The organism is Pseudomonas sp. Marseille-Q1929, from assembly GCF_017316265.1.
GTDB lineage: Bacteria > Pseudomonadota > Gammaproteobacteria > Pseudomonadales > Pseudomonadaceae > Aquipseudomonas.
In genome coordinates this window covers 128,698-143,269 of record NZ_JAFLWU010000008.1, presented here as the reverse complement: position 1 = coordinate 143,269, position 14,572 = coordinate 128,698, and the positions used below count along the sequence as shown (strand labels likewise).

General features: G+C 57.9%; 14 protein-coding genes. 12 read left to right on the top strand and 2 right to left on the bottom strand.

Annotation, left to right across the window (positions count from 1 at the left end; translation table 11 throughout):
• The first annotated feature begins 1 nt into the window (after position 1).
• The 9 genes from J1G37_RS12260 to J1G37_RS12220 all read left to right on the top strand — a co-directional run bounded on the left by J1G37_RS12260 (position 2) and on the right by J1G37_RS12220 (position 6,256).
• Positions 2–673: a hypothetical protein gene (locus J1G37_RS12260; RefSeq protein ID WP_207041970.1), complete on the top strand. Its 672-nt coding sequence runs from the start codon at positions 2–4 to the stop codon at positions 671–673.
• The gene (locus tag J1G37_RS12255) at positions 670–1,602 is read left to right on the top strand and encodes a zinc ABC transporter substrate-binding protein (RefSeq protein ID WP_207041968.1); all 933 of its coding nucleotides are present in this window, start codon (positions 670–672) and stop codon (positions 1,600–1,602) included. Before J1G37_RS12260 ends, J1G37_RS12255 begins: the two co-directional genes overlap by 4 nt.
• A gap of 14 nt (positions 1,603–1,616) precedes the next feature.
• Positions 1,617–2,285 (top strand): metal ABC transporter ATP-binding protein, encoded by a 669-nt coding sequence (locus J1G37_RS12250; protein ID WP_347402341.1) that lies wholly within the window; start codon positions 1,617–1,619, stop codon positions 2,283–2,285.
• Positions 2,282–3,187: a metal ABC transporter permease gene (locus J1G37_RS12245; RefSeq protein WP_207041966.1), complete on the top strand. Its 906-nt coding sequence runs from the start codon at positions 2,282–2,284 to the stop codon at positions 3,185–3,187. Before J1G37_RS12250 ends, J1G37_RS12245 begins: the two co-directional genes overlap by 4 nt.
• Entirely contained in the window at positions 3,184–4,119 is a 936-nt protein-coding gene (locus tag J1G37_RS12240) for a metal ABC transporter substrate-binding protein (RefSeq protein WP_242551546.1), read from the top strand. The genes J1G37_RS12245 and J1G37_RS12240 overlap by 4 nt, the downstream gene beginning before the upstream one ends.
• 28 nt (positions 4,120–4,147) lie before the next feature.
• Positions 4,148–4,471: a hypothetical protein gene (locus J1G37_RS12235; RefSeq protein ID WP_207041965.1), complete on the top strand. Its 324-nt coding sequence runs from the start codon at positions 4,148–4,150 to the stop codon at positions 4,469–4,471.
• A gap of 8 nt (positions 4,472–4,479) precedes the next feature.
• On the top strand, positions 4,480–5,307 hold the full coding sequence (locus J1G37_RS12230) for a DUF4198 domain-containing protein (RefSeq protein WP_207041964.1): 828 nt from the start codon (positions 4,480–4,482) through the stop codon (positions 5,305–5,307).
• Between the two features lie 89 nt (positions 5,308–5,396).
• Positions 5,397–5,828 (top strand): YeeE/YedE family protein, encoded by a 432-nt coding sequence (locus tag J1G37_RS12225; protein ID WP_207041963.1) that lies wholly within the window; start codon positions 5,397–5,399, stop codon positions 5,826–5,828.
• Positions 5,829–5,830: 2 nt separating this feature from the next.
• Positions 5,831–6,256 carry a YeeE/YedE family protein gene (locus J1G37_RS12220; RefSeq protein WP_207041962.1) on the top strand — a complete coding sequence of 142 codons (426 nt, stop codon included), beginning with the start codon at positions 5,831–5,833 and terminating at the stop codon, positions 6,254–6,256.
• A gap of 298 nt (positions 6,257–6,554) precedes the next feature.
• On the opposite strand, the gene J1G37_RS12215 is transcribed toward J1G37_RS12220, so the two are convergent.
• On the bottom strand, positions 6,555–8,156 hold the full coding sequence (locus J1G37_RS12215) for a GGDEF domain-containing protein (protein ID WP_242551545.1): 1,602 nt from the start codon (positions 8,154–8,156) through the stop codon (positions 6,555–6,557).
• 482 nt (positions 8,157–8,638) lie between these two features.
• Entirely contained in the window at positions 8,639–9,859 is a 1,221-nt protein-coding gene (locus tag J1G37_RS12210; protein WP_207041960.1) for a HEPN domain-containing protein, read from the bottom strand.
• Between the two features lie 513 nt (positions 9,860–10,372).
• On the opposite strand from J1G37_RS12210, the gene J1G37_RS12205 reads away from it, so the two are divergent.
• The 3 genes from J1G37_RS12205 (at position 10,373) to J1G37_RS12195 (ending at position 14,526) form a co-directional block, all read left to right on the top strand.
• Entirely contained in the window at positions 10,373–12,349 is a 1,977-nt protein-coding gene (locus tag J1G37_RS12205) for an FAD-dependent oxidoreductase (RefSeq protein ID WP_207041959.1), read from the top strand.
• A gap of 79 nt (positions 12,350–12,428) precedes the next feature.
• Positions 12,429–13,316: a nitrilase family protein gene (locus J1G37_RS12200; protein WP_207041958.1), complete on the top strand. Its 888-nt coding sequence runs from the start codon at positions 12,429–12,431 to the stop codon at positions 13,314–13,316.
• A gap of 13 nt (positions 13,317–13,329) precedes the next feature.
• On the top strand, positions 13,330–14,526 hold the full coding sequence (locus tag J1G37_RS12195) for a hypothetical protein (protein WP_207041957.1): 1,197 nt from the start codon (positions 13,330–13,332) through the stop codon (positions 14,524–14,526).
• Positions 14,527–14,572: the final 46 nt, after the last annotated feature.

Genomic DNA, 14,572 nt, shown 5'->3' with positions numbered 1-14,572 from the left:
CGTGAGCAATGCCATCCAGGTGGTGCGCCCCGCTTCCGGTCGATGGGAATCGCTGGGCCTGCTGCTGGCGACCCTGGCCGTCACCACCGGCGTATTGGGCTACGTGATGCTGCGTCCCGAACGCGTCGGCCCGCCCGTGCCCTTGAGCTGGCAGGTGCGCTCCTTTGATGGCTTGGGCGCCGCTGACCAAGCCATTCACAGCGCGCTGTTGCCGGCGGGTGAAGAAATCATCTGGTTCAACAACGACACCGGTGGCTGGATCACCCTGGAATATGCGCAGAAGCTGTTGCTGCCGCCCTTCTACCGTGACGTCTTCTGGAAAACCAACGGCCAAGTGCACTGGCAACTGATCCTGCCCGGTACTCATCAGGCCCATGACCCGTCAGCCGATACCGCCAGCAGCGTGTCACAAGCCACCCAAGGCCAAGGCGCCACGGTGTATTACGGTGCTGCCGGTCGAGCGCCGGGGCAGAGCGCGTACCTGCTGATCATCGGGCATGCGCATGCCGGCGTCATGTGGGCCAACCAGGCGACGATCTGGGTCCACCGCGACCCGAACGCGCCCTACCCTGGCATCGTCAAGCCCGAGTCGCTGGTCGGCGCCGGCTGGCGCCAGGTCATCCCCTACGACGGCGCCAGCGAAGTCGAACGCGTCAAAGGAATCCAGCCATGACTGCCCCTCCCTCACTTCGCACACTGTGGCGCGGCTGCGTTGCGCTGCTGGTACTGATCCCCGTCATCGCCCTGGCGGCCGCGGCACCCGATTCGACCAAGAAGCTCAAAATCGGGGTCACGCTGCACCCTTACTACAGTTTCGTGGCGAATATCGTCGGTGACCGCGCGGAGGTGGTGCCGCTCATCCCCGCGCAGGCGAACCCGCACAACTACCAACCGCAACCCGACGATATCACCCGTGCGATGAGCCTGGATGCATTGGTCGTCAACGGCATCGGCCACGACGAATGGGCCTTCCAGATCGTCAAGGCGGCCGGCCGTACGCAGACACTGCCGATCATCCAGGCGAATGCCTCGGTCGCGCTGATTCCCGTGGGCGGCGACCCGGGCGGCGTCAAGGTGGTCAACCCGCATACCTTTGTCTCCACCACCGCCGCGATACAACAGGTGTTCGAGATCGCCCGCAAGCTGGGTGAATTGGACCCGGCCAACGCCGTGACCTATCGGCACAACGCCCTGGCCTACGCCACCCGTATCCGCGAACTGCGCGCGCGTTTCATGAGCCGTTTCGCTGCGCTGGACCTGTCCGGCTTTCGCTGTGCGACCACGCACGCCGGCTACGACTACCTCATGCAGGAATTCGGTTTGTTCGTCAGCGCGGTGATTGAACCGCGCCATGGCGTCGCGCCGACGGCACGCCAGTTGGCCAACACCATCGAGGCGATCAAGAACGCCCATGTGCGTGTGCTGTTCGCCGAGAAAAACTTCTCCCTCGACCTGGCCAAGCCCATCGAGGCCGCCACCGGCGTGAAGGTGTTTGCGCTGTCGCATATCACTGGCACTGCCTACAGCGCGGATGAGTTCGAGGTGGCCATGGGCGAAAACCTCGAAACCCTGGCCGAAGCCGTCGAGTTTACCCAGCCATGAAGGAGCGACCCGCCGTGCGTGGACCTGCCGTTATATTCGATAACGTCTCATTGCAACTGGGCGGCACTCAAGTGCTGGACGCCGTGAACTTCCGGGTCGAGGCCGGTGCCCTCCACTGCCTGGTCGGCCCGAACGGGGGCGGCAAGACCTCACTGGTGCGCGCGTTGCTGGGCCAGATGCCGCACACGGGCACGGTGCGGCTAGAGGGCGAGGTCAGCACGCCCATGGGCTACGTGCCGCAATTGCCGGACTTCGACCGCAATGTGCCGATGACCGTCAACGACGTGATGGCCCTGCTCAGCCAGCGCAGGCCGGCATTCCTCGGCGCATCCCGCTCAGCCAAGGCAACCCGCATCGCGGCCCTGCATCGCACCGGGGTTGGCGCAATGGGTGCCAAGCCGTTTGGCAGCCTGTCCGGAGGCGAGCGCCAACGCGTGCTGCTCGCCCAAGCGATCAGCCCGATGCCCCGGCTGCTGATTCTCGACGAGCCAACCGCCGGAATCGACGAACCCGGTGTGCGCCTGGTGGAGGAGTTAGTCACCGAACTGCACGACCAGGGCGTCACCATCCTCTGGATCAACCATGACCTGGAACAAGTAAGGCGCGTCGCGCAATCGGTCACCGTGATCAATCAACGGCTGCTGTTCCATGGCAGCTGCGAGCATTGGGAGAACCTGCGATGAACGCCCTGTACGATTTCATTCGCATCCAACTGCAGGCGCTCACCGCCAACGGTTTGCTGCCACAGCCGTTCGAGTACGAGTTCGTGATCAATGCGCTGCTGTGTGCGATGCTGATCGGCCCCCTGCTGGGTGTGCTGGGCTCGATGGTGATGATCAAGCGCATGGCCTTTTTCAGCCAGTCCGTCGGCAATGCGGCGATGACCGGCGTGGCCATTGGCGTGCTGATCGGCGAGTCCTATACCTCACCCTACTTTTCGATGTTCGGCTTCTGCCTGCTGTTTGCGCTGACGCTGAAGTACACACAACACCGCACCACGCTGGCCAACGACACGCTGATCGGGGTGTTCCTGTCTATCTCGCTGGCGATCGGCGCCTCGTTGCTGCTGTTCGTGTCGGCAAAGATCAACACCCACGTGATGGAGAGCGTGCTGTGTGGCTCCATCCTGGCCGTGGACCATACCGACATGAACGTACTGCTGGTGGTCACCGCCACCTGTGCGCTGCTCGGCCTGCCGCTGTACAACAGCATGCTGTTGTCCAGCCTCAATCCGAGCCTGGCCCATGCGCGTGGCGTGCCGGTGCGCAGCGTCGAGTACCTGTTCGTGGTGCTGGTCACCCTGGTGACGGTGGCCTGCCTGAAAATCATCGGTGCCGTGCTGGTTGAAGCCTTGCTGCTGATACCGGCGGCAGCCGCACGCAACATCAGCCATTCACTGCCGGGGCTGGTCGCCCGCGCGGTGTTGATCGCCACGTTTTCCTGCGTGGTCGGCATCCTGGCGCCGATGCAATTTCATATTCCGGTGCCGACGGGAGGCGCCATTGTGATCGTGGCGGCGTTGGTGTTCCTGCTCACCGTGGTCATTCGCGCGTCCGCGTCGCGCTTCAGAGGAGCAAGCGTATGAAACGGCGTTGGATACTGGCCTGGCTGTTGGGCAGCTCATTGACAGCCTTCGCCGACGCCGGCCGGCCACAGGTGCTTGTCGCGCTGCCCGCCGTGTATGCGCTCACCTCGGTACTCAGCGACGGCACGGCCATCGAGGTCGTGCGCGTGCCACAGGACGCTGCGGTGCCCATGGAAAGCCAGGCCCACACGCTGTCGCGCCTGGCCCCTGATGTGTTCCAGCAGGCGACGGCCGTGGTCACCTTGAGCAGTCTGTGGCGTGCGGACCCGCTGTATGCAACGGCTCGTCGCCACAACCTGCGGATCGTCGAGATCGATGCTTCGCACGCCTGGGACAGCATCAAGCCAGGCGTCGCTGCGATTCGCGCGCCCGCGAACGATGTGCCATGGGCTGCCGTGCACGAAGCAGAGGGCGACCTGTCACCCTATGCCTGGCTCGGCCCGGTCAACGCCATGCGCATGTCAGCGATCATCGCGGCCGACCTGGCACGCCTTTCCCCCGGCGATGCATCCCGCATTGAGCGCAACCTCGGGGGACTCGAAGGCCGTTTGCGTGCGCTCAAGGCCGAGTATGGCGCCAGGCTGGTGCACGTCACGGACCTGCGCGTGCTGTCGCTGGCCAGTGAGTTCATCTACCTGTTCGACGAATTCGGCATCTACGTCGACGGCTGGTTTATCCGCCAGGACATCGACTGGAGCGACGCCGACCGTGCAGCGCTGACCCAGTACCTGCGCGAGCGTGAGATTCGCGTGGTGGTCCATAAGTGGGCGCCGGACGCGCGGATCGTCCAGGCCATTGAGGACGCAGGCGCACAGCTGCTGATTCTCGACACGGGCAACCCCGGAGTGCTCGCCGACCCGGCCAACGGGTATTACGCACTGATGGTTGCCAACCTGAACGCCTTGCTGGCGGCCTTCCCAGTACGCCAATGAAGACACTCGACCCTGGAGACTCAAACCCATGCCCACCCTAGGTTCAGCAACTCAACTATTGATCGCAGGCACCTTGCTGTTCTGTCAGGCCGCCCTGGCCCATGCCCCCGTGTTCGACTGCTACCTCGAGAACGATGACCAGGTGAAATGCGAGGCTGGCTACACCGACGGCAGCCCTGCTGTTGGCAGAAAAGTCCATGTCCGGAATGCGAGCAACAAAGTGTTGCTCGAAGGCAGCATAGGCCAGGACAACACCTATACGTTCCAGGCGCCTGCCGACCACTACTCCGTGGTGTTCCTCGGTGGAGACGCCCATGACGCAACGATTCAGTCCTCCGACATCTCAAGGTGAAATCGACCATGCCAATCACAACACGACGACTGCTGCAAACCCTTGCCGTTGCTGCGTTCAGTGGTTTGACCGGCGCCGCCCAGGCCCATTTCCAGATGCTCTACGTGGAGGACACCGCGCTGGCGCGTGCGCAAAACCTGGAGTTTGCGCTGGTGTTCACGCACCCGTTTTCCGGCGGCCCGACCATGCTGATGGATCAACCACGTTCGTTCAGCCACACGAGTTCGCACGGTGGCGAAAAAATCGACCTGCGCAACTACCTGCGTCCCGTCCAATGGCAGAGCCGCGACAACCGAACGACCGCCTATCGCGCGTCGATTCCCCGCGAGTTGGTACGTTCATTGGGTGACCACATTTTCGTCCTTGAGCCCGAGCCCTATCTGGAAACGGAAGAAGACGTCTATATCCAACAGTTCACCAAGCTGATCGTGAATGTCGGCGGTGTGCCCGGCAACTGGTCAGAACCGCAGGGGTTGCCCGTGGAAATCCAGCCACTGAGCAAACCCTATGCAAACTGGACGGGCAGCGTATTCCGCGCCGTGGTACTGGCCGACGGCAAGCCCGTGCCCTTTACCGAAGTCGAAATCGAATACCTCAACCACTCCGTCGATGTCGAGAACAACGCCTTCGGCCAGCAAGACTACGTCACGGCGCCGCAAGCCTCCTTCAAGGCCTTGAGCACCTACACAGACGGCCAGGGCGTCCTGACCATCGGCCTGCCCCGGGCCGGCTGGTGGGGTATTGCGGCGCTCGACATCGGCAGCACCAAAACCCACAAGGGCAAACCGCTGTCCCAGGATGCGGTTTTGTGGGTGCAGGCCAGAGACATGAAGTAAAGGCATGCAACGACAATCTTTCACGATGTCTGTCCGACAAATTGTGATATCGATATAACTCATCACTTTAGATCCAGGCAGCACTCGACATGAGCATCTCCATTCACTTCACCCCCTGGGCTTCGCTGCTTGGCGGCGCACTCATCGGCGTGTCAGCAGGCCTGTTCATCCTGCTCAACGGGCGTATTGCCGGTATCAGTGGCCTGCTGGGTAGCCTGTTTGCCAAACGCGACGACGGGCGCGCCGAAAAATGGCTGTTTTTGACTGGCCTGCTGGCCTCCCCCTGGGTCTGGTCACTCGCTGCCGCGTTACCCGAAGCCTCGTTCCAGGCCAGTGGCTACTCGCTGGCCATCGCGGGGCTGTTGGTTGGGATCGGCACACGGTATGGCGCCGGCTGTACCAGCGGACATGGCATCTGCGGCCTCTCACGCCTGTCGCCGCGCTCGCTGGTTGCGGTCGCCTGCTTCATGGGCAGCGGGTTTGCCGGTGTCTACGTCATACGTCATCTGCTGGGAGCCTGAGCATGCGCAAACTCACTGCCTTGATGGCCGGTTTGATCTTTGGACTCGGCCTTTACCTCAGCGGCATGACCGATCCGGCGAAAGTACTGGCCTTCCTTGACCTGGCCGGCGATTGGGATCCGTCACTGGCCTTGGTGATGGCCGGCGCCCTTGCGGTGAGCAGCGTGGCGTTCTTCTTCGCCAGGCGTCGCCAGGTCTCGCTGCTGGGTGCGCCCCTTCAGATACCGACCAACAGGAAAATTGACCGCAGGCTTGTGCTGGGCAGCCTGCTGTTTGGCATGGGCTGGGCGATTGCGGGGCTTTGCCCTGGGCCGGCCTTGGCATTGCTGTTGACGGGGCATTGGCAGGTGGTCGTATTCACGCTGGCAATGCTGGTGGGCATGCTGATTTTTGAGGGGCTTGAATTGCGTGTGCTGGCAAAGAATTGAATAGACCACTAGCGCCGATGCTGGCCTGGATGGTGGAGGAAAAAGACATAGAACCGCACGTGCCGGTGTGGGACAAAACCGAGCGCAAGAACGGCAATTTTGGAGCCGTGCCTGAGTTCAGGCGAGCTGAAAATCCGATTTTTTTCAACAGGTCCGGCCAAAAGTAGCCATTCAGCTTTCACAGTCCGGGCCAGTCAACGGCGCTGGATAGAAGCCTCATGCGAATGACGACGCACACCGCCGTGGCGCACTGATTTCTAACCACCAAGTCTTTTCGCAGGGGCACCACCCAGCAGCTTCAAGCCTGCGCAGCGTTACTGGCTTTGCTTTGGAACATGGCGGTGTCAGCCTTGAAAATCAAATCGTCGAGGCCTTCACCATCTTCCGGATACCACGCCACCCCTAGGCTGGCGCTAACCTTGATCTGGCTGTTTTCCCATGGAATGGGCAAGGCGACGGCTTCGCAGATTTCACCGGTGATGCGCTGGATATCGCTTCTGTGACGCGCGCCGTCGAGCAGCACGATAAATTCATCACCGCCCATGCGTGCAGCTATTTCGAACTCGCCAATATTGGATTTGATCGCCGAGGCTGCGTGGATCAGCATGGCATCGCCCGCCTGGTGGCCATAACGATCATTGATCTGCTTGAAGTGGTTCAAGTCGATATAGCACAGGGCCAGATGCTCTCCACGATTCTTTGCGTCGAGCAGCCGCTGACTAGCGAAGGGAATAAAACTATTGCGATTGGGCAAGCCAGTCAGGCTGTCATAGAAAGCCAGATTGTGTACTTCCTCTTCGGCGAGTTTGCGCAACTTGATCTCGTTGCGTAGATGGCGCTGGGCATTCAACAGAACCAGAGCGAATATCAGGACAAGCACAGAGCCGATGCTGATCAGCACAATGGTCTTGCGCAGCCGCTCGACGAGTTGCGGCGGGTTGGGATCGTAAATGAAGTTTTCCAGACCGGCGATAGTGTCGACCATGCCCAGTTCGAGGAAAGTTTCAGCCATACGTTGCCAGCGCCCTGGGTTCATATGACCGATCTCGATCAGGTCAGATACCACCAGCGGACGCATGGCCTGAGCTTCGAATTGCAAGTGCGCGCGACTTTTCTCCACCGAATACTGATCGAGCAGCAGGTCTATGATTTGCTCGGGGTTATCCATCGCGTAGCGCCAGCCGCGCAGGGTAGCGCGGCGGAAGGCCTCGACCCGCTGTGGATGCTCGTCAATCTCGGCCTGGCTGGTGAACAGGATGTCGCTGTAGAAGTCGATCCCATAGGTGACGGGCGAGATGATGTTGTATTCCACGCCCCGCTGTTGCAGGTAGAAGGGCTCGTTGGTCAGGTACGAGTTGAACGCCGCAACTTTACCGCTGGCCAGATCCCCGATTTGAAAACTGCTGGGTAGCAGTTGTAGTTTTTCGAGAGGTATACCCTCACTACGGAACATCGCCAGAAAATCGGCATCGGTCTGTGCATCCATCAGCATCAACGGCTTGCCGATCAGGTCGTGCACAGTGCGAACACCTTGGTCTGTGCGAGCCACGAGCACGGAAGGTGAGTGCTGAAAAATCACCGCCAGCGCTACCAAGGGCTTGCCATGCAGGCGTGCGTAGAGCAATTCACTATTGGCTTCGCCGTATTGGGCACGCCCAGAGAGCACTTCTTCGACCGGCGTGACGTTGGGGCCACCTTCGTGCAAGCGCACGTCCAGTCCTTCTTCGCGGTAATAGCCCTGGGCGATGGCGGCATAGTAGCCCGCGAACTGGAACTGATGCGTCCAACGCAGCTGAACATCAATCACCTGTTCGGTGCCATTCTGTTGAGTGACCGGACTCGCCCACGCAGCCTGAGCCGAGAGCAACACAAAACACAGCAGTCGACGCAGCCGAACCAACAGAGATCTCTCCGGCCGGTTGAGCGCGTTAGAACAGCAACAGAGGCTGGGCATCGTGAGAGTCCGTGAATCGCGCTCGTGGTTGAGCGTGCAAGGCGTGGCGCAACATTGTGACATCACTCATGTGGGGCCAGCAATCGCGCGCCACGCCGCGAGCGGCCGCTATCCTCGCTTGCGGCATGGCTAGCGTTTGCTTCACTGCAACAGACGGCTACCGGCCAAGATTGGCCCTTCATGAGCGAGGCGTCTCATGTGACCGTAATGGTCAACTTTCTAACCAGAGCTGCCCTTTGAGAAGGGCAGGAATCGGTCCAAGGCAGACTTTTCCGCGCGGATCCTTACAATCAGTTACGACTTCTGCCATCAAAAACTCTAGAAGAAATAAGCTTCCTATAATGCAGATATTTCAGATCCTGACTGGGAAAAATGATCGTTCCATTGGTATGAGCCACGTCTCTAAGCCGTCACCATTTTTTATTGATTTAAAAATGGCCATGGTATTTTCTTTTCTTGAGCACCGCTTGTAGTTCGCTCATGGATTTTAGGTTGAGTGAAGACTTAAGCTCCATTACTTTGAAGATAATTTGACGAATTAAATCAAGAAAATCCTGAAGAGTTGAGTCATCAACTGAGCTGCTTCCACTATGGACAATGCTAGACCTGACGCCATACATTTCTTTTACTTTATCTTCAACTTCAATGCAGTCGTCGGGATCGCCCCCCAAAAGGAATGCACACTGCTCAGCTATTGTCGATACTATAGAAGCGTTGATTACTCCTTTTTCATTAGATTTCAACAGTGCTTCCATTGCAACTGCCACCTTAAGAAATGCGCTTGCCTTATTTTTTTCAATGTAAGCCTCGCCTACCCACTCAACAGCCCTTGAAATTTTTCTTCCGATTTCGTCGACCGGATCCATCACGCTTGATATTAATTCCGATGATGCAACCTTACCATGACGAAGATTGGGGCTAAATAAGTCATGAATATTAACATTCTCCCTGAACCCTTGAAACTCCTCTTCCCCACCAAAAAATCCATTAACGCTCGTAATTGTGGCACGCTGAAATGGATCAAAGCGTAAGTGCATAATGCCTGCAGCATGAGTTCTATTACTATCACCAAGCAGAAAAGCGATTAACAAGTCGAGTGTATTGAATGCTTTGTTGGCAACTTCTAAGGCTTTTATTTGATCTCTGACCATTGATCGATGCTCAACAACTACTCTGTCAGTCCCTTCTGTAAACTGATGCTTGCAGCGTTCGAAAAGAGACTCGATTTGATCTGCGTGTCTCGGAACTGCGTAAATAGTTATTGGACCAATTGTCTTTGGCTCCCATAAGCTAGTAGAGTCCGCCCCGTAAAGTGTTTTCAAAGTAGTGTGACCCTTAACTTCACAAGCCTTGAAAAGATCAATAAACTTTGCAATTTTTTCGGCGAGGATACTGTCATCAAGATTTTTACACAAGACATGCGATGAGCGGATGACTGTCAACAACATCTGTCTAGAAAGATTCTTCCCCGTATTGGTTTTTAAAAAATCCGAAACTCCCTTATTGAAGGCTTCAACATCGGTCTTTATTATCACATCTTCGACCATGCCGGCTGCTGATAAGGGAGGGAGGGCTTCTAATACTGAACGATCCAGCACGCAGGCCTCAAAAATACGTTCCAATATAGATGTTTCTTTTTTTGAAATCATGAAATCTCCTTATTAAAAGCACTTCAGATCTTGGGCTAAATTAATCACGATGTATCGTTTCGAACGAGGCTCCACTCCATTTCGCCAAGAAGTCAGGAGTAGCAACTGAGATCAGTCGTACTGTCCTTCAACCACCACGAGTCGCTCGGTCAGCGAAGCAGAGCTGCTGTGGCTATAGATTAGCTACCATGGCCCAATATCGAACAGGCTCTCCCTGTTTTTTGAACGACCCCTGGCGTCCGCTTTTGGCCGACTCCTGCCGTTTGGTGACAGGCAGAAACCGGCCAAAAACGGACGGTTACGTAGCGCTTAGCAAGCCTCACTTGTGGCCTGGAACACAATACAAAACTAGGGTGGATTCAGAATCGTCATGAGTGATCTCCCTTCCCTCGACAAAACGATCGAGCAAGTATCACCACAACCATCTACCACCCCGGCAAACAGCCGACTGACTAGATTCACCCTCCATTGCCATCGGCCTTTCCCGGTCGTGCAGACTCTGGAGCGTGAACCATGACCATCGGATCCACCTACGACTACCCTGCCCTCATCGCCAATCGGTTGCCACTCGATGAGCCCTCTGCATGGCGAGGCCGTTTTCCCAGTCCGCCGGACCTGTGTTTCAACTACCGAAAGCTGGTTGAGCACGAATTTGGCATCGCCACCGCGACCCAGCCCGACTACAAGATCTGCATCGTCGGTGCCGGCGTTACAGGGTTGACCGCCGCTCGGGAGCTACTTCGATGCGGATTCAACAACGTGACATTGCTGGAACAATCCCAGCGAATTGGCGGCCGCCACTTAAGCGTGCTCAACTCCGGGCAATCCCCTTTTCTAGGCCAAACGCCCTTCGAAATGGGCGCAATGCGCATGCCCCTGTTCAATCGTGCGGGTGAGCCACCGCTGGAGGGCCAGTCGCTACTGGCTTACTACTGCAAGCGCTTTGACCTGCGGCTATCTGACTTCCCCAACCCAGGCACACAGTATGTCAGCAGCACTGGCATTTACCTGCGCGAAGGTTTGCTGGAAGGGCAGTCGGAACCACAAATGCTGATTTGGAAAAATCCAAAGGGTGACACGCCACCTCCAACAGAAAAGCTTCAACGGGTGTACGCCAAGTGGCGCCACTTTGCTGACCAGATGACTCGCCAAGTCGCACAGGCTTACGGCACGCCACAATGGGAGTCCATGTGGGCCGCCATCGTCGCGCGTTATCAGAGTTTGTCCTTTCGTGACCTGGTGGGCTTGGCGAGTCAGGCATGGCTTGCCGATGCCCCCGGAGACTTTGGCGGGCTGGGCATGAGCGCTGAAGAGTCCACCATTTTCTATTCCATAGGTATCGGAGATGGCAGTTGGGGCGCGTTTTATGACGTCTGTTGCCTCTACCCCTTACGCACGGCGATCTTTGGTTTCAGCAGCCAGTTACAACTGGTGCATGGACGTACCGACAACAACGGCAATCCTGTTCCATCGCCCTACCTGGGCACCCCCACGCTTGAAGACTGCAATGGGCTGAACTTCGATCCGCCACGCTATCTTGGCCTTGCGGCGCTGGATGAGTGCCTGTTATTTACGCCAGCCAAGGTCAATGGTCTTTCGTTCTACGACTACTCTCGACAGCGCGGTAAAGGTTTCCTGACTGACAGTTCAGTGACCCGATTGACCAAGCTTGAAAACGGCCAGATTCGCGTGACCTACGACTGGAATGCCAGCAATCCCAGCGGCAAATCCGAGCGCCATGAAGACTTCGACGCCGTGATCATGACCCTACCCTCCTGGATCATCGAAACCCACATCCAATTGGAGAATTTCAGTCAGGCAATGCTGCCGTACGCCATCACCAACGCCTACAAAACCGCGCATTGGGAAACCAGTTGCAAGGTCTATGCACCGTTGAAAAAGAGCTTCCTGTCGAAAAACAAAAAGATCCCCCAGATCATGGTCACCGACAGCTTTATCCACGACGTGTACACCTATCGCTATCACGACGCTTATCCCTATGACTGCATTCTGCTCAGTTACACCTGGGAAGACGACGCTACAAAACTGGCTTCTTTCGACGATCAAGCGCTCGTCAAAAAATGCGTCGCCGAACTCGACCGCATCCTGTTGCGGTCCTCCAATGTCAAAACGCCGATTTCCCCCTACATCGCCACCCAGAACGCTGTCGTTCAACGCTGGATGACCGACAAAAATGCACTGGGCTGCGCAAAACTCTACCGCGCCGGCACTTACTCCGACGCCGTCAGCCTGCTGAAGTACAACCGCGATTACGCTCACGTGTCCGGACTCTATCTGTCGGGGGAATCGTTCTCCGTCGATGCCGGTTGGACCGAACCCTGTCTGCGCGGCGCAATCGACGCAGTCATTCACCTCTGCAACAACACCCGTGCCAACTTCAATGGTGGCTTTACCCTGGACGACTACCCCATCTACCACGCCCAAGCTTTACGGCAAGAACCTACACCTCTAGCGGAAACAGACTACTGACGACCACGCCAAAAAGACCTTCTACTTAAGCATCCGCCTACCGCAGCGGAGCCATAACAATAAAAAGAGGTCATGAACCATGAACGAAGCTACCAGTCTCGCCCGCGTCGCCGTTGTGCAATTCGATCCGCAAGTCGGCACCCTAAATCGCCAATCCAACCTCGACACCAGCCTCAGCCTAGCGCTGCAAGCCGTGAACAATGGGGCCAACTTGATCGTGCTGCCGGAGTTGGCCAATACCGGTTACCTGTTCAGCAATCGCCAGGATGCCTTCGAGCATGCCGAGCCCGTTCCGGATGGGCCGAGCACACGGGCCTGGATGGACTTTGCGCAGAACCATAGGGTCTACCTGGTTGCCGGCCTTGCCGAACGCGAAGGCATGCAACTGTTTGACACCGCCTTGCTGCTGGGTCCGGATGGGCTGATCGGCAAGTACCGCAAGGCGCACCTGTGGAACAAGGAAAAGCTCTGGTTCACACCCGGTAATCTGGGCTTTCCGGTGTTTGAAACACCCATCGGCCGCATCGGTTTGCTGATCTGCTGGGACATCTGGTTCCCCGAAGTCCCGCGCATCCTGACCCAGCAGGGTGCCGATATCATTTGCAGCCTGAACAACTGGGTATGGACCCCACCACCGCTGTTCGACGAAGCCGGCAAATGCATGGCCTCGTACCTGACCATGACCGCCGCCCACGTCAACAATGTGTTCATCGCTGCCGCCAATCGGATCGGCGAGGAACATGGCGCGCGTTACCTCGGTTGCTCGCTGATTGCCGGCACCAACGGCTGGCCCATCGGCAAGGTCGCGTCGCCCAATGAACAGGCGATTTTATATGCGGATATCGACCTGTCCAGCGCACGCAGTGCGCCGATTTGGAACGATCTGAACGATCTTCAACGAGACCGCCGTGTCGACCTCTATGACGGCATGCTCGGCTATTGCCAACACCCGTGCCTGCCGCGCTGATGGGGCTACGATCATGGACTCAATTTCTGCAAATCCGTCATCGGGCGCGGCTGCTCGTTACCTGGTGATTTTGCTTGCGGTAACAGTCGCCGTGCTCGGGCTGATCGTCGCCTTGTCGGTGCTGTATTCAGCCTCCGCAGCGGCTTACTGGCCGGGCTACAACGACATGGTGACCAGCCTGCCCTCACCCACCGCCTGGTTGCGTTGGGTAGTCGGCGATATCAGTGAAGTGGCGTTTTACAAACACGAGTTTGCCTCCGTGGGACTGCTGCTGGGCGGAGCTTTCGGTTATTGGACCAGTCGTTATGCCCAGGGCTGGCAGGGTTTCAGCATCGCCTATGGCACGGGGCTGTGGCCTTGGCTGGTGACCAGTTCATTGCTTGGGTTGTTGCTGAGTAATCTGCTGTGGGGTTGGACGGTGACGGCTGAGTCCTGGCAACCCACCTTTGCGGCGTTTGTGTCGTTGCCGGCGGCGATGGTGTTGCTGTTTGGCGGCGGGTGGAAGGTTACGCTGAATGGCGCCGTACTGGGTGCGGTTCTGGTGACGCCAAGTTGCCTGCTGATCGTTAATTTCGTGTGTGTTCCGCTTGGATTGCCGGTGGTGATCGGCAATGTGCTGGGCATGGCGCTGGGGAGCGTGGTGGCGTTTTTGCTGTGTCGGGCGTTGCCGGGGTTGGTCAGTCGTCAGCCGGAAGTCATGGAAGACTCCCCTCTGCCCACGCCCCAGCAAACGCCTGACTACGGCATACGCTGGACATTCCGGCGGGTGTTGGCGGATTTTTCCGAAGCGCCTTTTTTTGGCAATGAGTGGGCGAGCCTGGGGTTGATCGCAGGGGTTTTCCTCGCTTACGCATTAAATCCCCTGAGCCCGGCGTATGGATCAGGCTGGTTGCCGCAACTAGTCGTCGGCCAGGCGCTGACTTCGTTGCTGGGCATTCTGTTATGGCGGCGGCAGTGGCAAAAGCGTGGGTGGTATCCGACCTACGTGCCGTTGGTGTCGGTGGTGCCTGCGGCGGTTTTAGTGCATGGCGGTAGCCCGATCGTCATAGCGGGCAGTGCCTTGCTGGGTGCGTTGCTCGCTCCACCCTTGGCCTGCGCGATTGCAGGGAGGCTGCCGCGGTACATGCATCCGTATATTGGGAATGTGATGTCGATGGCGATCAGTACGGCATTGATCGTGCCGCTGATCGGTGCCCTGCTTACACTTTAGATCGCCAACCTTGGCGAGCTTCTTTTGGAGGCTCGCCTAGACGAAC